This is a genomic window from Peribacillus muralis (assembly GCF_001645685.2).
GTDB classification, from domain to species: Bacteria; Bacillota; Bacilli; order Bacillales; family DSM-1321; genus Peribacillus; species Peribacillus muralis_A.
Genome location: NZ_CP017080.1, coordinates 203029 through 223734, shown reverse-complemented (window position 1 = coordinate 223734; position 20706 = coordinate 203029). Strand labels below are relative to the sequence as shown.

Genomic DNA, 20706 nt, shown 5'->3' with positions numbered 1-20706 from the left:
TATGTTTTTTTTTACTTCAGTGTAAGTTGATCGTTCAGTTTATCTGATATGATTTGCCGCAAGGCTTTTTTACTCACTTTTCCTAACGGCGTCTTTGGAAAGGATTCGGTGAACTCAATCCGGTCAGGAATCTTAAAGGCGGCAAGCCCCCGCTCCTTCAGGAATAATTTAAGCTCCTTTGCGGACGGTGCCTTCTGGCGCGGTATCACAAAGGCGCAGGATCTTTCGCCTAAATAATCGTCGGACATGGAAACGATGGCCACATCATGTACAGCTTCATGTGCCAGGAGATGGTTTTCCACTTCCTCCGCGGCAATCTTTTCACCGCCCCGATTGATTTGGTCCTTATCCCGTCCTTCTACAACGATATAGCCTGACGCGGTCATACTTACCAAGTCACCTGTTCGGTAAAATCCATCTATCGTGAATGCTTTCGCATTATGCTCTTCCGCTTTGTAATAGCCACGGATGGTGTAAGGGCCCCTCGTTAGCAAATGACCCACCTCGCCCTGAGCAACATCTCTGTCTTCCTCATCGACAATGCGCACTTCATCATATTCCGACATCGGTCTGCCTTGAGTATTGACAATGATTTCTTCAGGATCGTCTAATCTTGTATAGTTAACCAGTCCTTCTGCCATGCCAAATACTTGTTGCAATTTACACCCAAAAGCAGGATATACCCGACGGGCGGCTTCCGCACTGAACTTGGCCCCGCCCACCTGCAGCACTTGAAGGCTTGATAAATCATGGTCACGGGTGGATATTGCATCAAGCCATCTCAAAGCAAGGGGCGGCACAAGAGCCGTAATCGTCACGCCTTGTTTTTCAATAAGCGGGAAAGCTTCGTCAGGACTCGGGCCCGGTGAAAGCACCACCCTGCCACCTGCATAGAGGGTGCCAAGGGTACCTGGCGAGCTCATTGGAAAGTTATGGGCAACCGGAAGCACGGCGAGATAAACACTATCCTTGTTCATCTGGCAAATCTCGGCGCTAACCTTCAAACTGTACATATAATCATCATGTGTTCTTGGAATCAGTTTGGAGAGCCCTGTACTTCCCCCGGATAGTTGAAGGAAGGCAATGTCACTTGAAGCCACTTTTGCTTCGATTTTTTTTGGATCGATATATAAATCAGCCAAATCCACGAATTCTGCAGCATCACCTGTGACAATGACGTTTAATTTTTCATTCTTTTCTTTTGCACCTCTAGCAAGCGTACGATGGTCGAAACCAGCATTCTTATCAGGGATGATGTAGGCAACCGCCTCAGCGAATTCGCAAAAATAGTTAATTTCACTGCTTCGATGTGATGGAAGGGCAAACACGGGCAATGCACCTAATCTGAATAATGCAAAGCAAACCTCAAAGAACTCGATTACGTTGGGGAGCTGGACGACTACCCTGTCCATTTGTTTGATTCCCAGTTCCTGAAAACCTGCAGCCAAGCGATCGGCTCGATTATCCAATTCCGCATAGCTCATGTTTCTGTCTCCGCTGGTAATGGCGATCAAGTCGCCTTGTTTCTCGGCACGATCACGCAACATTTCCCCGAAGGTTTCCCCTTCCCAACACCCCTCCCTTTTATATAATTCCGCATAATCCTCAGGCCACGAAGAACACCCTGTTAACATTCGTTATCCCCCCACACACTTTAGTTTAATGACTTTGCATCTATTCCCATTGCTCGCAGCATCGTTTGGAATTTAGCCGATGTTTCAGCCAATTCCTCTTCTGGCTTGGATTCCGCAACGACTCCTGCCCCTGCAAATAAGCGAAGAACCCGTTTCTCTACCTCCGCACACCGAATGGTAACGATCCATTCACCGTCTCCTTCTGCATTGCACCAGCCGACCATGCCTGTAAAGAAGCCACGATCAAACGGTTCGATTTCCTGAATGGCTTCCCTGGCCAACCCGGACGGCGATCCGCAAACGGCAGGAGTCGGATGAAGTGCAATCGCCAGCTCCAACGAGGAAGTTGCAGGATCCACAAGTTCTCCTTTTACTTCTGTAGATAGATGCCACATGGTTTCGGTATGTATCACTGATGGTTTTTCCGGAACATCTATTTTTTTGAAAAATGGACGCAAAGCTTCTGCTACAGCGTGGACGACAACAGCATGTTCATGTAAATCCTTAGTGGAGGAAAGTAGTTCTTCCGCCCGTCTCTTATCCTCGGTCGGATCGTCACTCCTAGGCCTGGAGCCTGCCAAAGGGTTGGCCACCACCTGTAATCCCGTTCTTGAAACAAGTAATTCAGGACTAGCCCCGATAAGTGTTTTCAAGTTATCGGATTCAGCGTTTTCCGTTTCCGGCTGAGGTAAATCCACGGCAAAGGTATACCCCTTCTTATTGTGGCGTGCCAAATTTTGAAGCAACTGATTGATATTCACCGTTTCCGATGAAGTGAGATGCAACGATCTTGATAAGACAATCTTGTCAAGATGGCCGCTTTTAATATGAGTAAGGCCTTGTTCCACTCCATCCATATAACGAGCCGGTTCCGGTACCGATTCGATCTCATAGTTCGGCTTCGAAGTTTCCGCAGGCTGGCTTGTGTCTATGTCTTGCAAAGGTACTGATGACCAAATCATTTCGGGTATGATGAGCTGGGCTTCCTTTTCATAATCGAATGGTACGGCACCCGTTACCATCGGATTCGGGTGGCCTTGCTCTTTTGCAGCTCTTAATGCAGCCGTCACACGCGCCGCAAGGCTTTTCATTTGATCACGATCTTCCGAATCACTTGGTACTGTCAGAAAAGAACCTTTTCCAAGAAGTGTTTGAGAAGGCGATGCCAGGAAAAAATCCCCGACCTTATAATCGTCCAACAGTTGTTTTTCCAATACGGTTGAATTCTCTTTACTTTTCATCATATTTTAAAACCCTCCAAATTCACGTAATATTCAGACCGAAAATGAATGATCTGCATCAAGCACCTAAAGTGGCCCCGCCATCCACACATAAATTACTCATCGTAATATGATTCGATTGATTGGATATGAAAAACAAAATGGCGTCGACAATATCGGAAGGCAAGGCTATTTTATTCAGTGGTATTCCTACTTTGTATGTCTCGGGCATCCCATTGATAACCGCTTGTGCGCCATTATCGTCGTTCCACATCGACCACTGCATCTCCGTATCCGTAGATCCTGGCGAGACGATGTTACAGCGAATATTATATTGGGCCAATTCCAGCCCTAGGCATTTAGTGAACATGACGGCAGCTGCTTTTGATGCTGCATACGCGCCCAGTGAAATTCTAGGGACGCTTGCTGCGTTGGATCCCACCGTTACGATCGAACCCCTTTTCCTCGCCATCATGTATGTGCTCACTGAACGGGAGACATTAAAAACACCAGTGGTATTGACGGCAAATATCTTTTCCCAATCTTGGTCACTGAACGATTCGATCAATCCTGTACGCAGGACCCCCGCGACATTGACCAATGTCTCAATAGGTCCGATATCACGTTCAATTTCATCGACTATGCCAACGATTGCACGACCGTCACTTACATCAGCCGCATAAGCATGTACATCCAACCCTTGAGATTTCAATTCATTCACGTGGCCATTTAGCTTTTCGGCATTATAATCAATTGCCGCAACCACCATACCCAGCTTTGCCAAGGCATGTACGACTGCGGCTCCGATCCCTTGGGCACCTCCCGTTACAAGCGCAACTTTCCCACTGCATTCCAAAAAGTCCACCATGACACTCCCTTTCCCACTTCAAATTTTCAATGTATAGTAGCTCAATTTCCATCACCCTCTAATCTGGGGCGATACACGGCATAAACCATTAACTAATGCTGCAAAACGCAAGAATCCAACTAATAATGATAATCATTATCAATTGGAATCTACAGGTAAATGATATATATTAAAAACTTGATGGTCAAGTACCTTTTGCTGATTTAATCAGAAAGTCCTATTCACCACCTGGCACATTTCGATGCAATGCAAAACGCAAGGCCCTGTTAATCAAAGGCGGTAAAACGGAAAGGTGCCCTTCCTCTTCGAACTCCTTGAATTGAACGTTCATTCCGCTCTCGATGATGGATAAACGTGTCGCTAATTCCCGTGCATTTTCATTCATGCCGCTTTTATGCGTGCCTTCTTGCTCCCCCACTCCAAGCATTATGGAAATATCCCCGTCTCCTTGTTTCAGCCTGGAAAGGAACGTGCCTTCTTCCTCGTGGAACCAATTCTTGTTCCAATGAAGGGATGGGCTTCCAGCTATGTAATTTTTGAATGCATATGGATTTGTATATAAAACATATAAAGCGAAAAGTCCGCCAAGGGAATGTCCGAATAAGGTTTGGCTATCATGATCGATCTTGTACCTGTTACCGATTTCAGGTTTTAAATCTTCTTCGATGAATTTCAGGAAGTTTTCCGCGCCCCCATGTGCAGGCCAAGGACTTCCATCCGGTCTTTCAGGTAATTCGGTAGCAGCCACCGGTAATGTAAAATCGTAATAACGCTCAGAAGAAAATGGTCCATTGGTGCGATAACCAATGCCCACGATTATGGCAGGAACCACACCCGACTTCTCTGGTCGTCGTGATTGCAACCGTACCGCCTCAACCATGGTCCCGAACACCGAGTTTGCATCAAGTAAATAAATGACCGGATATCCTGAGGGTGGCGGCTCTTCCTGCGGCTTGGATACGAAGATGTTAAACTCACGATTCCCAGTGCTTGAATGCATGATGCTCCGCTCTGTTCCTTTTATCGTAACTTCTCCGCTTCCAGCCGTCGTACTCGTTGCGCTTGTATCCATTTTTTTATGTATCATCCAATCGAACTCCCCCACCATATTACTAGTAATCTAATTTGCTATTTTCGAAATGAACTGTGACCAAGCATAATTTTAAAGGTTCAAATTGAGAAAGATTACCATGACTTCGATAATGATAATCCTTCTCACTGAATATATCAACTATCTATATTCATTTTTTACCATAATTTACAATAAAGATTACTACATCTCCTATTACAGCGTGTTTTCCCATCTTTCTTTAGTGGGAAATTCAAACAAAAAGTATAGTTTGGAAAATTATTCTTGAAATATCGGAAGATTAATTATATATTTAATATCGTGTGATGATGATAATGATAATCGTTATCATTAACACACATTATTATGTTAAGCTATTATTAATTTCAACGGGAAAAGGAAGTGAAACTAGATTTTCACCAAAATGGGATTCATTCTTTTGATCCCATAAGGCAGCGATAAATGATATTTAATATATTTTAAAAGGGGAATCGACTAATGAAAAAGCAATTATTCGTACTTGGAATGGCTACGGTATTCAGTTTAGGACTAGGAGCTTGCGGTAATGCCGAAAAGACTTCCGTGGATTCTTCACAAAAAAGCAAAGAGACAGAAACCACTGCAAAAAAAGAAGCGAAGACCCAAACCGTTACATATTTGGATAAAGAGTATACAATCCCAGCCAAAGTCACCAGTATTGCCACTGCTAGCTTGGAGTCGATGGAGGATGCGGCCATATTGGGAGTTAAGCCAACGGGTGTCGTTACTGTAGGCGGGGAAATTCCTGAATATTTAGCGAAGGACCTTGCTGGTGCAGAGTCAATCGGTGAAAAAATGCAGCCAAACTATGAAACTCTTCTCGGGATGAAGCCCGATGTAATCATGTGGTCTTCTAAATCTCCGGCGAACGTAACGGAGCAGTTAGACAAAGTGGCGCCAACATTCCCATATTCTCATATTTCGACTAATTGGGAAGCGAACCTGCGGTTAATGGCCAGCCTTACAGGTAAAAAAGAAGAAGCTGAAAAAATCATTACAACCTATAATGATGACGCTGCGAAAGCAAAAGTGGAACTCGGTGGAAAACTGAAGGACAAAAAGGTATTAGTGGTAAGGATCCGGAACGGAAGCCTCTTCCTATATCCTCAGGATGTTTACTTCAATCCAGTCGTTTATAAAGACCTAGGCTTGACTGTTCCTGAAGAAATTAAACCTATTAAAGCACAAGAAATGATTTCTTTGGAAAAATTCGCTGAACTTGATCCAGATTATGTTTTCTTGCAATTCTCTGAAAGTGAAAATGCACAAAAACCGGAAGCTTTAAAAGATCTGGAAAACAACTCCATTTGGAAGAGCATCACGGCAGTAAAAGAAAATAAAGTGTTTGTAAACTCGGTTGATCCTCTTGCTCAAGGTGGAACGGCTTGGAGCAAAACTGCTTTCCTGAAAGCTGCGACGGAAGATTTAGCTAAATAAATTGTAAGGTGCGTTGATTGATATGGCCAAAACAAATTCATTACCTATAATAATTCTTTGTATGGCACCTCTATTGATTTGCTTTTCCATCGTTTTATCGATTTTATATGGTGCCAAAAATATAGATTCCATAACGGTATGGAATGCCATTTTCCACTATGACTCGGCGAACGTTGACCATACGATCATTATGTCTTCTCGTTTGCCAAGAGTTTTGGGTGCCCTTCTCGTCGGGGCATTTTTAGCCATATCAGGAGCACTCATGCAGGGGATGACAAGAAATTATCTTGCATCCCCTTCAATTATGGGAGTGACGGATGGCTCTGCGTTCGTGATTACACTCTGTATGGTATTTGCTCCAGGTATGTCTTCATTCCAAATGATCCTCTTTTCCATGTTAGGTTCTGCATTGGGGGCCGGAATTGTCTTTGGTTTTGGATCACTGCTCCCAAATGGGTTATCACCTGTTCGATTAGCGATAATCGGGACTGTGATCGGGACATTTTTAAGCAGTATTTCCGCTGCCATAGCATCCTATTTCCAAATTTCCCAGAATGTAAGTTTTTGGTACAACTCGAGGTTGCACCAGATTGATCCCAATGTACTAAAACTAGCTATACCATGTGGAATGGTGGGGATCATCCTCGCCCTATCCATCTCAAAATCCGTTACGATCTTATCTTTAGGCGAAGAAATTTCCATCAATTTAGGTCAGCGTACGAGAGTAGTGAAAGCGGTGGCCCTCCTTTCCGTGATCTGCTTAACGGGAATCGCCGTGGCGCTTGTAGGAAAAATCGGCTTTGTTGGCCTTATCATCCCCCACATCACCCGGTTTTTGATCGGGATTGATTATAAATGGATCGTTCCATGTGCAGGGGTAATTGGTGCAGTTTTCCTAGCTCTATGCGACGTCTTGAGCCGGTTTGTCAATTATCCATTCGAAACCCCCATAGGAGTCGTAACTTCCCTGATCGGCATTCCTTTCTTCCTGTACTTAATAAGAACGAGAGGAGGAGAAAAGAATGGTTAAGAATACACGGTGGCGCTTCACCCTAACGATGACCATCATTTCCTGTTTAATCGTTGTTACCAGCTATTTCAGCTTGATATCCGGTACATTCGACATGACCGTCAAGGCTGTCCTTCAGACCTTATTCAGGGTGAATCCAGTGCCCGATCATGATTTGGTCATCTTTGATTTCAGGCTCCCCCGCATCGTGATCGCCGGCTTGGTGGGAGTAAGCTTAGGAATTGCAGGTACTGTCATTCAAGGGGTTACGAAAAATGGCTTGGCCGATTCCGGCATTCTCGGCATCAATGCCGGCGCCGGGACAGCCATTGTCATATTCATGTTTTTCTATCAAGGTCAAACCAGTGGCTCTGACTGGTTCTCCATCATGAGTTTGCCGTTGTTCGGTTTGGTGGGAGGTCTTTTGGCAGCACTGTTGATTTTCATATTCTCTTGGAAGAATGGGTCCCTGGACATGAGCCGCCTTTTACTGACCGGAATCGCTATAGGCTCCGCTTTCGGTGCCCTTTCCTTATATTTGTCATTAAAAATGAAATCGACCGATTTTGAAATGGCAACGGTTTGGCTCTCAGGAACGATATATGATGCGAACTGGAAATACATCGCATCCATGTTACCATGGATGATAATCCTGATTCCGATCATTAAGAAAAAAGCTTATTTACTTGATTTGTATCAGCTCGAAGAATCGAGTGTTAAAAGTTTGGGGATTTCCGTAGAAAAGGAAACGATCATCCTTTTACTATGCAGCATTGGATTGGTGGGTGCCTCCGTTTCCGTTTCCGGGAATATCGGTTTCGTCGGTTTAATGGCTCCCCACATCGCAAAGCATCTTGTAGGGATCCATCATAATCAGGTGATCCCGGTATCCGGGGCAATCGGCGCACTTCTGGTAATCGCATCCGACTTCATTGCAAAAACTGTTTTTGCACCGGCAGAATTGCCAGTCGGGATCGTCATCTCCATCATTGGTGTCCCGTATTTTCTTTATTTACTAATAAAAGCTAAAGCATAGAAGGAGAGATGAGCAGTGAGTATTCTCCGTATGGAAAATTTAGAAACGAATTACGAGAAATTCACGGTATTCAAAGACTTGAATTTGGAAATAAAAGAAGGCCTGGTCACAACCATCATCGGACCAAATGGCTGCGGTAAGTCCACTTTATTGAAAACAATAGGCCGGATTTTAAAACAAAAAAGCGGAAGCGTCTTTTTACAAGGACAGGATTTACATAAAATCCACACAAAGGAGATTGCCAAGCAGCTGGCATTGCTCCCCCAAAACCCGGTCGCTCCTGCCCAACTGATGGTGGAAGAACTCATTTCCTATGGCAGGTATCCACACCGTAATAATGTAAATAAACTGACGAAGGAAGATAAAGAAACGATTGAATGGGCCATGGATATTACCAAGACCCTATCATTCCGAAACCGGCAAATCGCCAATTTATCCGGCGGTCAAAGACAAAAGGTATGGCTGGCAATGGCTTTGGCACAGAAAACGGAGATTTTGTTATTGGATGAGCCGACCACCTACCTTGATATGGCCCATCAACTAGAGGTTCTGCAAATCGTTGAAAAGCTTAATAAAGAACAAAAAATAACGACTGTCATGGTCTTGCATGATATTAACCACGCGTCCCGGTTTTCACATGAAATCATCACGATGAAAGAAGGAGAAATCATTAAAATCGGGTCGCCTGCAGAAATCATTACACCTGCCGTTCTCGAAGAAGTGTTTCGGATTGATGCAAGGGTCATGATCGATCCTGCCAATGGCGCCCCTGTTTGTTTCGGGTATGACAATCTTTCACAGCAAGAAACGCAGGAAACATTTAAAGAAGCCGTTTTATCCAATTAACCATAAAAAAGGCAGTCGACATCGTCGACCGCCTTTTTTCATGTCCAACCATCAATGCTTTTCCAAGCGGATGATGTCTGGTGTATTATGTTTCTGAGATCCCGACTTTTGCAATTTCACAGCCGTTCCTTCGGATAAATTAGTGAAGATGATAGGTGTGACGGTAGACGGTGCATTCCGTTTTACGAATTCAAGATCGATATCCAAAAGCGGAGTTCCCTTTGTTATCCTTTGGCCTTCCTTCACAAGAGGTGTAAAGCCTTCTCCATTTAATTTAACCGTATCCAAGCCCACATGAATCAGAATTTCCAAACCGTTATCCATTTTCAAGCCCAATGCATGATTGGTCGGGAAGATACTGAGCACTTCCCCATCGATTGGGGATACTAGTTTTCCATTGGCTGGCTCGATCGCAAAGCCGTCACCCATCATTTTCATCGCGAACACTTGATCCGGAACTTCTTCGATCGGTAACACGGTCCCTTCAATTGGAAGGACAAAATCATTTGCGCCTAAAGCTTGGTTTCCTGCGCTTTTATCCTCTTCCGCCTGTGCCGTTGGAGCCATTTTCACCTGGCTTGGAGTGACGCCGTTTTTGACAAGTTGTTTCATTGCATTGGCAACGAACTCGACATTCGTACCGACAATGACTTGTACACTTGATTTATTTAACTTCATGACACCGCGTGCACCGTGCCTTTTTAATGCCGCTTCATTTACATTTGCTGAATCGGCAACTTCCAGACGTAAGCGTGTTGCACAGTTATCGATTACTTTTATGTTTTCTTCACCGCCAAGATCTTGAATGAAAAGTGATCCCATATCGGTATATTTATCTCCTGTTTTCACAAATGTTTCTTCTTCTGCTTCTTCCTCATCATCTTCACGGCCCGGTGTTTTCAAATCCATGATTTTGATGACGAAATAGAATATCACGAAGTACACGGCCGCGTACACTAAGCCGATCGGTATTAACCATAATGGTTTTTGTGCAATACCGAAGTTCAGGACATAATCGATCGCCCCTGCCGAGAATCCGAATCCATGATGGATATCCAGCATGACGGCCAGTGCCAAGGAGACCCCTGTTAATAGCGCATGGATGACATATAATACTGGAGCGATGAACATGAACAGGAATTCGATCGGTTCAGTAATCCCTGTTAAGAAAGATGTGAAGGCCAATCCGACAAGCATCCCTGTTACCAATTTACGCTTCTCTTTCTTGGCAGCAGCAATCATCGCCAAAGCGGCTGCTGGCAGTCCGAACATCATGATTGGGAAGAATCCCGTCATGAAAGGTCCGGCAGTTGGATCTCCAGCGAAGAAACGGTTTATATCACCGGTTGCACCATTAAATTCACCAAAAACGAACCAAACCATGCTATTCAAAACATGATGCAGGCCAACAGGAAGCAATAAGCGATTCAATACGCCGAATACGCCAGCACCAAGTGCTCCTGCCCCTGTGATCCAGTCACCAATATTATTGATACCATCTTGAATCGGCGGCCATACAATGCCGAATATCCCGGCAAGTATGATCATCGCCAGCGATGTGATGATCGGGACGAATCGTTTCCCTGAGAAGAACCCCAACCATTCGGGAAGCCTTATATCAGAGAATCTATTATATAGAAGAGCAGCCACTATACCTGATATGATTCCGCCTAAAACGGCCATATCGATATCTTTATTGATCGCTTGCGTTCCATTCGTCAAAACAAAATAACCAACAAGTCCGGCCAATGCCGCGGCACCGCTGCCGTCTTTAGATAACCCAATTGCGATTCCTAAAGCGAATAGTAAGGCAAGATTATCAAATATCGCTTTTCCCGCAGCTGCCATAAAGGCAATATCCAGTAAATCCGGTTGCCCTAAACGAAGCAATATAGCCGCTGCTGGTAAAACGGCAATCGGAAGCATTAAAGCTTTCCCAATCTTTTGTAAAAAACCTAACATCTAACTCATCTCCCTTATACCTATCTTTGATCAACAAAAAGTTGTATTAAGCGTTTTCATTTTACCAAAATAATATCTTTTCATTGGATATACTAGCATAGAAAATATATAGATGTCTATACCAATTTTTTCGAAAAATAACTTATATACTTCAAAAATAACGCAAAGTTCCCATTTATTATTCTTATATACATCAACTGGTCTAGACAACTTTTGATAAAAGCGATAAAATTAGAGCAAAATATGTGAGACCAATTCGTGACTCTTTCATTACGTTTCACTTTCATAAAGGAGATTATGTATGAAAACATTCATTATTAATAATCTAATGGTTCATAGCGAAAAGGAAACATACAAAGATGGGTACATTAAAATCGTGGACGGGCAAATTGCCGAAGTGGGCCCCGCCAGCCAATGTAAGCATGATGAGGGTGCCGAGGTCATTACGCTTTCATCAGAATACCAGGTTATTCCCGGTGCCATTGATGTTCATATCCACGGCGCGGCCAAAGCCGATGCCATGGATGCCACATATGAGGCATTGACGACGATGGCAAAGACTCTTCCAAAAGAAGGGACAACCAGCTTTCTGGCAACCACGATGACGCAATCGGCGGATGCCATCGAATCCGCACTGCTTAACGCGGGTACGTATATTGACGAGCAAAACGATGATCATGCTGAAATAGTCGGGATACATTTGGAAGGTCCCTTCATTTCACCAGCCCGGAAAGGGGCACAGCCTGAAGATTTCATCGTCGATCCCGATGTCTCGCTCTTCAAGCGGTGGCAGTTGCTTGCCCAAAACCATATCAAGCTTGTAACGCTTGCACCTGAACAACCAAACGGATTGGAGCTTGCTCGACACTTAAAGGAAACAGGCGTCGTAGCCTCCATTGGACATTCCGATGCGACATATGACCAAATAAGTGAAGCAATTGAAGCAGGGACTACACATGTGACACATCTATATAACGGGATGAGGGGGCTCCATCACCGTGAGCCTGGCGTATTGGGCGCCGCTTACCTTCGTGACGAGTTATTCGTGGAACTTATCACGGACGGCATACATTGCAGGCCTGAGATGGTGAAGTTGGCATTTGATCAAATTACCAGCAATCGCATGATCCTGATCACCGACTCGCTTCGTGCCAAATGGCTTGAAAAAGGCACCTACGACTTGGGCGGCCAAGATGTGTATGTTGACGAAACGAAAGCAACGCTTCCAGATGGGACACTGGCCGGCAGTATATTGAAAATGAACGATGCCATTAAGAATACAATGCAATATACAGGTTGCTCCATGACTGACATTATAAAAATGACGGCAGAAAATCCCGCCAAGCAGCTTCGGATATTTGATAAGAAAGGCAGCATCCGTGTTGGAAAAGATGCAGACCTTGTCATCTTAAACAAAGATTTGGACGTTGAAATGACGTTCTGCAGAGGGAAAATAGCTTATAAAAAGGAGAATGTATAATGAATATCATTAGTGTGAATGACTACACAGAAATGAGCAGGACGGCAGCAGAAATAGTAATCGGAAAGGTTAAAGGCAATCCAGAAATCATTCTCGGCCTGGCAACGGGCGGTACACCTAAAGGGATGTACGATAGCTTGATCGAAGACCATGCTCGTAATCATACTTCTTATGAGCAAGTAACATCCTTTAACCTTGATGAGTATATCGGCTTAAAACCAAACGATCCGAACAGTTATCATTTTTATATGAATGATTCCCTGTTCAATCATATTGATATCAATAAAGAACGTACCTTCGTTCCAAATGGCACACCGGAGAATACCGACGAAGAGTGCAAGCGGTATGACGAAAGGATCGATTCCTTGGGCGGGATTGACCTCCAAATACTTGGTATTGGGCAAAATGGACATATCGGTTTCAATGAGCCTGGAACTTCTTTCACGTCCGGTACGCATGTAGTGACACTTGAAGACTCAACACGGCAAGCGAATGCCCGTTATTTCGATTCCATCGATGATGTTCCCACACATGCAATGACGATGGGGATTTCCACAATCATGAAAAGCAAGCAAATCCTCCTGCTGATATCAGGTGAAGAAAAAGCCGAAACGTTGAAGAGGCTGATCGATGGTGAAATTACTGAGGAATTCCCTGCCTCTATCCTAAAAAAACATAATAATGTTACAATTATCGCAGACCAAAAAGCGTTATCAGGCGTGGTAATGCCCTAAAAGGAGCGAAAATCGATGATTGATAAAAACTCACCTCTTCCGATTTATTTTCAAATCGAAGAACAAATAAAAAAACAAATAGAAAACGGTGAGTTCCAAGCGCACAGTGCCCTGCCATCCGAACGTGAATATGCCGAGCAATTCGAAATCAGCCGGATGACCGTGCGGCAGGCGATAAATAATTTGGTTAATGATGGATATCTATACCGACAAAAAGGCAGGGGTACCTTTGTCGCCGATAAGAAGCTGGAGCAGCAGCTTAATGGGCTGACCAGCTTTACAGAGGATATGAAGGCAAGGGGCCTGAACCCGAGCAGCAGGCTGCTGAGCTTCGAAATCATTCCGGCTAATAAGAAAATCGCCAATGAATTGAATATTTCCCTTTATGCACCCGTTTATGAAATCAAACGGATTCGCTTGGCCGATGATGTCCCAATGGCACTCGAAACGGTGTACATGTCCGCTAATCTAATCAAAGGGTTAACGGAAGAAATCATTAACCTTTCGCTTTACCAATATGTCGAGAATTACGTTAAACTTAAAATAGATTATGCCACACAAACGTTGGAATCATCGATAGCTTCCGATTTGGAAATCGCCCATTTGGCAATTCCCAAACACTCACCCATATTATTCATTCAAAGGAACACGTACCTGATCGATGGAACTCCACTTGAATTTGTTAAATCAGCATATCGGGCGGACAGATATAAGTTTACCATCACCATTACCAGATAACCTCGATCGTTTTTGCTGATTTCAAATAGGACCATTCATCACTATAACCAATGGAGGGTGTCACATAATGAACTCATATTTCAAAGAAGTGCAGGCTCTACTTTCCACTGTTGTAGAAAAGGAAAAGCAAGCAATGAATGAAGCTGTGGAAAGAATATCAACTTGCATCATGTCTGACGGAATCGTCCATTTATTCGGAAGTGGACATTCCCACATTTTGACGGAAGAGGTATTCTACAGGGCAGGCGGATTGGCTGCCATCCGGCCGATATTCGTTGAAGATTTAATGCTTTTCAAAGGGGCATCAAGATCATCGCAACTTGAACGGCAAAATGATTTATCAGAAAAATTCATGCAGGGTGAAGATATTCGTCCTGGTGATGTTTGCATCGTCATTTCATCCTCAGGTGTCAATCCCGTCCCGATCGATGTCGCTATAATCGCCAAGGAAAAAGGCGCCTTTATCATAGGATTGACCTCTCCCGAGTATGCAGCGAGTTGTCCATCCAGGCATAAACAAAAGCTTTATCTCCATGATGTTGTGGATTTAGTCATAGATAACCATATTTCCAAAGGCGATACTTTGCTGAAATCGAACAATATTACATTTGGATCTGGATCGACCGTAACCGGCGCCGTCCTCCTAAACATGATCTTCACAGAAGTCATTGAAACGATCATTGAATCAGGAGTGACCCCCCCAGTATTCCTAAGCAGCAATATCGAAGGGGCCGATGAACACAATCAACAACTCATCGCGAAATATAAAACAAGAATTCCCCAATTATGAAATGAAATACATAGTTAAAGAAGGCATCCTATTGGATGCCTTCTTACTTGTAGCCAATTTCGGCCGTTCATGCAGTTTTCCGGCCGTTCACGCAGTTTTTTCGTCCTTTGACGCGCTTTTTCCGGCCATTCATGCAGTTTTTTCGTCCTTTTACGCACTTTTTCCGGCCATTCATGCAGTTTTTTCGTCCTTTTACGCACTTTTTCCGGCCGTTCACTATTTTTTTCTGCTTGCTAAACATCCGAATGGGTATCTTCTTTACATTACGTTCATTCCTTGTTTTTCAAAAATGGCCACCAATTCGCGTTTCCAAACGTTGCAACCATTACCGGAATGAACAGCGGCAAGATGACGAACGCATATAAGCCAAGCCCGACCAAAATTAATGTGGCAATTTCCAAGAGTGATAAAACTCCCGCAGGCATCATGGCAGCAAACGTCCCGCCAAGAATGACAGCCGCAGAGATGATCACTGTCCCCATTTTACTCATTGACAGCCGCATCGCTTCCTTCACCGGTTTATCTTTCATTTCATTAAAACGATCCATCAAGAAAATGCTATAGTCAATGCCCAGGGCGATCAGGATGACGAAGGCAAAGAAAGGTACCGCCCAGCCGATGCCTGCATAACCAAGAATATTCACAAAAATCAATTCTGTTATCGCTGCAGCTGTATAATATGTCAAAACGAGCGACACAATCAGGTAAATCGGCATCACCAGGGAACGCAGCATGAAAAAGAGAATGATTGCAATCCCCGATAGCATCAGAATGACAGTGCGTGAAAAATCAGCCTCGGACATTATGCTCAAGTCATGATGGGTACTTGTGATTCCCCCTATTGCCACCTGCGCATTTTCAAGCTTTGTACCTTTTGTGACCCTTTCTACCGTTTCCTCGAGCGAGTCGATTTGCTCGATCGCTTCATTGGAATATGGATTCTCCTTGAAGACCACATCCATTGTCATCACTTTACCATCCTCGGATAAGTACGCGTTCAATGCTTCACCAAATTCTTTGCTTTCCACTACTTCCTTTGGAATGTACATGCCTGTTACCGTTTTATCCGTTTTTGCCAACCCGGATAAATATCCTTGTGCAGACGATAATCCATCATGCACTTCATTCAGGCCATCTGCGCTTTGATTCAAACCATCTTCCAAATCGGTAAGCTGCCCGCCAAGGCTTGAAAAACCATTCAGGAGTTCTTGCTGCCCATTGTTGAGGTTAGTTAGCCCGCCTTTGAATTGTGACAAATTATTAATGACTTCACCCTGACCATTGGCCATCGTGCTTAGACCTTTTTGTAAGTCATCCACACCTGAAATCAATCGGTTCAGCCCGCTCCCTAGAGCATTCTGCCCGTTTACGATTCCTGCCATATTTTTGTTTGCCGCATTCAAACCACCTGACACTGCGCCAAGATTCCGATTGAGCTCGGAAAGTCCTGCTGCCATGGGATCCAAGCCACTCTGCGCCCCTTGTACGGTTTGCTTGATTTTTTGATAAGAGGCATCTGCCTGTAATTCAGGATGTGCCCCTTCCACTTGCTCGAAGGAAGGATTTAAACCAGCCAGACTTTGAGACACAGACGTCAAATTCGTTTGAATCTGTTTATAACCATTCGTCAGCTCAGTCAGGCCATTAGCGGATTGCCGATAGCCCCCGAGAAGCTTTTCGCTTCCGGCAGCCAGCTTCTCCAAGTTGGCCTTCACTTCATTCAGCCCGGCTTTTATATCAGCTGTTCCGGAAGACCCGTCACGCATTCCCGCTTCAATGCTCGTTAATGCTTTCTCCACCTGACCTACACCGCTCTTTAACTCATCAGTGCCGGAAATGAGTCCCCCTATCCCGTCCGTCGCTTGCTTCAAGCGCGGTCCTGAATCGGAGAGCTCATTGCCTGCCGTTTTTAACCCGTCACTGATTTCTTTGATCCCGTCATTACCTTCCCCGATGCCTTTTTCCAGCGTTTCAGCTTGATTGGAGACAAATAGGTCCTTAATGGGCTCTCCTGCCGGGCGGGTCATGGATCGCACTAAATCGACTTGATCGACCTTGGCTACTTCCTGACCGATTTTCTCTGCGAGCGCGACATAATCCTCCGAGTCCATCCGTTCGTCATTTTTTATGACGATTTGTGTTGGCATCGACTGTCCCGGTCCGAATTCGTCGGAAATGATGTTAAATGCCATGATCGAAGGAACATCATCGCCTGCTTCCTCTAGGGAGTTATAGGAAATGTCCCCATCATATACGAACAAAAATGGCACGCAAATGATTGCAACGATCACTAACGCCAATACGGGACGATTCAAAGAAAAATTCCCAAGAATCCCCCATAACTTACTTTCACTATGCGCAAGCTTCCCTTTTGCAGGCCAAAATAACCTTTTGCCTAAAACCGCCATGAAAAATGGAACGATCGTATAAAGGGCAAGCAGCAATATGAATACCCCGATCGCGACGGCTGCAGCAGATTGATACAGCTTAAAAGTAGAGAAACCGATTGCCGCAAAGCCAATCATTACGGTCAGCCCGCTGAAGAAAACCGTCTTTCCTGCCGTTCGATATGTCTCCACGATAGCCTCGACCAATGACTCCTGGGCAGACAACTCCTCCTTGAACCGACTAAGCAACAAAATGCAATAATCGGTGCCGATTCCAAATAAAATGCAGACAAGGAATATTTGTGTGTAAGATGAAATTGGAAAGTCCCATCGATCGACCAAGAATGAAACGATGGATTGTGAACATAAATACGTAAAGCCTACGGTGATTAACGGAATGATCGGTGTCACCACTGAGCGGAAGACGATCAGCAATACAGCCAAAATGAAAACGACCGTAATGCCTTCGGTTTTTTTCAGCCCCTCTTGGGAATTGGTATTAAGATCTTCATCGATCATCCAGCTGCTAGTGTAATAATGCTCGATATCCACCTGTTCCAGTTCCTTATAAAGAGCATCGATCACATCCTTGGCTTCCCTGTCCCCCAAGGCCATCGTGATGGATGCCAAGATCGTTGAACCATCCTTGGAAACCAACTGATCCTTTAGCGAGTCCTCTTTAAAATGAGTCATGATTTCCGTGATGCCAAGCTTGGATTTATCCTTTTCAAGCTTTTCGATGGCGAGCTTGATTTCCTTCAGTTCCGAAGATGTCAGCTTCTTATCGCCATGAAATACGAGAGCTACCTGGGACTCATCATCATCTTGGAGCTCTTTCATGAGTTCATTGGCTTTCCCGGAGGAATACTCTGCCGGAACATCAAGCTGGCCTTTATCCCGAACAAGGTTTGCAATATTCGGAGCCGAAAACATTAAACCAGCTGTAATGGCCACCCAGATGATTAAAACTAACCACCTTGCCTTTATTATCCCTCTCATTTACAGTTCCTCCAGTTCCCGATTTTTCATTTCTATGAAAATTTGCGAGAGCTTCTCATATGTATCCAGGAATTTAACAATCTCTTCATATTCGAAGTTCGTCATGATGCCTTCGACCAATTTATGAATCTTATGTTCCGTTTTATGCAACAATGCCGCTCCTTCATTTGAAAGCTTCAAGTGAAAGACCCTCCGGTCATGTTGGTCCTGCTCCCGCTCAATCAGCCCTTTGCCTTCAAGCCTGTTGATATTGGAGGTGACGGCGCTCTTATTTATATAAAAGGCCTCGCTGATTTCCGTAGAAGTGCATAATCGTTGTTGTTCAATGAACCGTAACGTGTAGTATTGCTCATTCGTCAGCACATCACATATTTGATCCTTGATCAACAACTCCCCCATCTTGTTGACATAAAAGGAAACCTTCATATACCGGTCTATCAAAGAAGAAATTTTTTCATTCGTCATCATTTCACCTCTCGAAATTAGTTCAACAACTTAACTATATGTAGCTTACTACCATTTTATTTATTATGTCAATCCTATGACAGTTTATTTTTTCCAGTTTAACTTATGGTAAATTTGGGAAAACCCAAAGTAAGCAAACAATCTACTATTCTTAAGGAGGAAATACTAATGACTCAATCGACGATCGATACTCAATCGAATAGCAAACTGTTAAAAGGCATTCTTATTGGAGGACTTGTTGGCGGCGCTTTGACCTTGCTTGACTCCACTACAAGGAATAAAGTGAAGCGTTCTGCCATCCTTATAAAAAATAACTCCAAAAATATGATTGAACAGGTTAAGGAAAATCCCGGAGAAATGAAGGAACAAGTGGTATCAGGTGTCAAAGGGGCTACCGAGACGATCAAAGAGGCCATCCATGATGTTGAGGCCTTATATGAAACGGTCAATGATGACGTGGTGGGTAAAGTTTCCGAAGTTAAGGATATCTCGACTGATGCCCTTGGAACAGCCAAGGAAGCCACAAGCGAATTGAAAGACATCAGCTCAAAAGTGGTCGTTGCCGGTAAACAGCTGAAAGAAACGCCATCTCAATCAACAAAATCCAATAAAAAAGGTGAAAAAGAGAGTGATGAAATCGTAACGAAATCGGAATTATCCAATCAAAAATCAATTTCATCGAACTTCTAATAATAAAATGGCTGATGAAAGACCTCAGCCCTTCACGCTGCAGACAAGCTCGGTAATAAGGGAGTTTGTTTGCAGCTTTTTAGTGCGTTTATATTTGACCGTTTCATTCCACTTTACTCGCTTTATCCAAGGGTGGCCCTGAGAGCCTTCCCGGTGCCACAGCACATGCAGGATCTCCCTTGGACTCGCGATGGACCGAATAAAAAAAATAAGGTTTCGGGATGGTAGCATTCCGAAACCTTTTCATTATAACCGTTTATTATTCATACAAGCTCATTCAGTATCCGTCAAGGCATTCGTGATTTCATGATCTTTTTTCACTTCAGCCAACCAAGCGGGATATTCCTCTTGTAATCGCTCAGAGATAAGCGTTTCTTTAATTGCATCTTTACTGTCTTCCAAACTCGCTTTTTTTGCTTCCTTTTTTCCAGTTACTTTAATGATATGATACCCATATTCGGTTTTGACCGGTTCGCTGACTTTGTCTATATCAAGATCGAAGGCAACATCCTCAAATTCGCCGACCATATCACCTTTCCCAAAGTATCCTAAGCTGCCGCCTTCATTTGCCGTTTGCGTATCAGTAGAATATTCGGCTGCCAATTTAGCAAAGTCGGCGCCATCTGCAATTTGTTTTGCGACTTTTTTTGCCGTTTTTTCGTCTTCGACTAATATATGGCTAGCCTCGACTTGCTCCGCTTGAGCGAATGTATCTTTATTGTCTTCGAAATAGGTGCTGATTTCATCATCAGTTACGGTAATTCTCGGTTCGACCAGCTTTCTCGTTTGCAGATAAACAACGACGTCCTTTTTCAAGGCTTCCATGGAAGATCCGCCCGCTTCCAACTGCTCTTTGAACGATGCCTCATCGCCATAGGATGCAACCATATTATCGATTTCCTTCTGGATTTCCGCATCCTTTATTTTAATGCCCGCTTTTTTCGCTTCCAGTTCGACCAACTTATTCGTGATCAAAAGGTCTAATGTATCTGCTCCATATCCTGCAACAAGCGCATCATGCAGCTCATCCTCATTGATTTTCTCACCATCGATGCTCGCCACTGTCTTGCCCATCGACGATACCATCGCAAATGCCATGATACCGGCAATGATTAGAATCGATCCTGCCCAAACATATGCCTTCGTGCTTCTAAATAGTTTCATGAATACTCTCCCTTAATTTTTCTATAATGATAATATTTAAATATTAATTAATCCTTAAGATACACTGCCCACAGCTTTATGAACCAACCAGTCATTATACTACCATACTTATCTTCCCACTAATATTTTTGTGCCTTTC

The 20706-nt window shown here is 44.0% G+C and carries 17 protein-coding genes; 9 read left to right on the top strand and 8 right to left on the bottom strand.

Annotated features, from left to right (window positions below; translation table 11 throughout):
• Positions 1-11: 11 nt before the first annotated feature.
• From ABE28_RS01160 to ABE28_RS01145, 4 genes are all read right to left on the bottom strand, one after another.
• Positions 12-1634, bottom strand: a complete 1623-nt coding sequence (locus tag ABE28_RS01160) for a (2,3-dihydroxybenzoyl)adenylate synthase (RefSeq protein ID WP_064462194.1) — start codon at positions 1632-1634, stop codon at positions 12-14.
• Positions 1635-1654: 20 nt separating this feature from the next.
• Positions 1655-2875 (bottom strand): isochorismate synthase DhbC, encoded by a 1221-nt coding sequence (dhbC, locus tag ABE28_RS01155; protein WP_064462213.1) that lies wholly within the window; start codon positions 2873-2875, stop codon positions 1655-1657.
• 58 nt (positions 2876-2933) lie between these two features.
• Positions 2934-3719, bottom strand: a complete 786-nt coding sequence (locus ABE28_RS01150; RefSeq protein ID WP_064462214.1) for a 2,3-dihydro-2,3-dihydroxybenzoate dehydrogenase — start codon at positions 3717-3719, stop codon at positions 2934-2936.
• A gap of 220 nt (positions 3720-3939) precedes the next feature.
• Entirely contained in the window at positions 3940-4794 is an 855-nt protein-coding gene (locus ABE28_RS01145) for an alpha/beta hydrolase (protein WP_257390786.1), read from the bottom strand.
• A gap of 495 nt (positions 4795-5289) precedes the next feature.
• Here ABE28_RS01145 and ABE28_RS01140 point away from each other — a divergent pair, with 495 nt between their 5' ends.
• From ABE28_RS01140 to ABE28_RS01125, 4 genes are read left to right on the top strand one after another with little or no spacing between them, the layout of a single operon-like run.
• The gene (locus tag ABE28_RS01140) at positions 5290-6267 is read left to right on the top strand and encodes an iron-hydroxamate ABC transporter substrate-binding protein (protein ID WP_064462192.1); all 978 of its coding nucleotides are present in this window, start codon (positions 5290-5292) and stop codon (positions 6265-6267) included.
• A gap of 22 nt (positions 6268-6289) precedes the next feature.
• Positions 6290-7297: a FecCD family ABC transporter permease gene (locus ABE28_RS01135; RefSeq protein ID WP_064462191.1), complete on the top strand. Its 1008-nt coding sequence runs from the start codon at positions 6290-6292 to the stop codon at positions 7295-7297.
• Positions 7290-8312: a FecCD family ABC transporter permease gene (locus ABE28_RS01130; protein WP_064462190.1), complete on the top strand. Its 1023-nt coding sequence runs from the start codon at positions 7290-7292 to the stop codon at positions 8310-8312. The genes ABE28_RS01135 and ABE28_RS01130 overlap by 8 nt, the downstream gene beginning before the upstream one ends.
• 15 nt (positions 8313-8327) lie before the next feature.
• Complete coding sequence (locus ABE28_RS01125; RefSeq protein ID WP_064462189.1) at positions 8328-9158, top strand: ABC transporter ATP-binding protein; 831 nt, start codon at positions 8328-8330, stop codon at positions 9156-9158.
• Between the two features lie 51 nt (positions 9159-9209).
• On the opposite strand, the gene nagE is transcribed toward ABE28_RS01125, so the two are convergent.
• Positions 9210-11120, bottom strand: coding sequence for an N-acetylglucosamine-specific PTS transporter subunit IIBC (nagE, locus tag ABE28_RS01120; RefSeq protein ID WP_064462188.1), 1911 nt, complete (start codon positions 11118-11120; stop codon positions 9210-9212).
• Positions 11121-11421: 301 nt separating this feature from the next.
• On the opposite strand from nagE, the gene nagA reads away from it, so the two are divergent.
• From nagA to ABE28_RS01100, 4 genes are all read left to right on the top strand, one after another.
• Positions 11422-12600, top strand: coding sequence for an N-acetylglucosamine-6-phosphate deacetylase (gene nagA / locus ABE28_RS01115; RefSeq protein WP_064462187.1), 1179 nt, complete (start codon positions 11422-11424; stop codon positions 12598-12600).
• Entirely contained in the window at positions 12600-13334 is a 735-nt protein-coding gene (gene nagB / locus ABE28_RS01110; RefSeq protein ID WP_064462186.1) for a glucosamine-6-phosphate deaminase, read from the top strand. The genes nagA and nagB overlap by 1 nt, the downstream gene beginning before the upstream one ends.
• 15 nt (positions 13335-13349) lie before the next feature.
• Positions 13350-14072: a GntR family transcriptional regulator gene (locus tag ABE28_RS01105; RefSeq protein WP_064462185.1), complete on the top strand. Its 723-nt coding sequence runs from the start codon at positions 13350-13352 to the stop codon at positions 14070-14072.
• Between the two features lie 64 nt (positions 14073-14136).
• Positions 14137-14862 (top strand): SIS domain-containing protein, encoded by a 726-nt coding sequence (locus ABE28_RS01100; protein ID WP_064462184.1) that lies wholly within the window; start codon positions 14137-14139, stop codon positions 14860-14862.
• 269 nt (positions 14863-15131) lie between these two features.
• Here the strand turns inward: ABE28_RS01100 and ABE28_RS01095 are convergent, their stop codons facing one another.
• Together ABE28_RS01095 and ABE28_RS01090 are read right to left on the bottom strand one after the other, a co-directional pair.
• On the bottom strand, positions 15132-18248 hold the full coding sequence (locus ABE28_RS01095) for an MMPL family transporter (protein ID WP_064462183.1): 3117 nt from the start codon (positions 18246-18248) through the stop codon (positions 15132-15134).
• Entirely contained in the window at positions 18249-18716 is a 468-nt protein-coding gene (locus tag ABE28_RS01090; protein WP_257390680.1) for a MarR family winged helix-turn-helix transcriptional regulator, read from the bottom strand.
• Between the two features lie 165 nt (positions 18717-18881).
• Here ABE28_RS01090 and ABE28_RS01085 point away from each other — a divergent pair, with 165 nt between their 5' ends.
• Positions 18882-19403 carry a hypothetical protein gene (locus ABE28_RS01085; RefSeq protein ID WP_064462181.1) on the top strand — a complete coding sequence of 174 codons (522 nt, stop codon included), beginning with the start codon at positions 18882-18884 and terminating at the stop codon, positions 19401-19403.
• Positions 19404-19676: 273 nt separating this feature from the next.
• Here ABE28_RS01085 and ABE28_RS01080 read toward each other — a convergent pair whose 3' ends face one another.
• Positions 19677-20567, bottom strand: coding sequence for a peptidylprolyl isomerase (locus ABE28_RS01080; RefSeq protein ID WP_064462180.1), 891 nt, complete (start codon positions 20565-20567; stop codon positions 19677-19679).
• Positions 20568-20706: the final 139 nt, after the last annotated feature.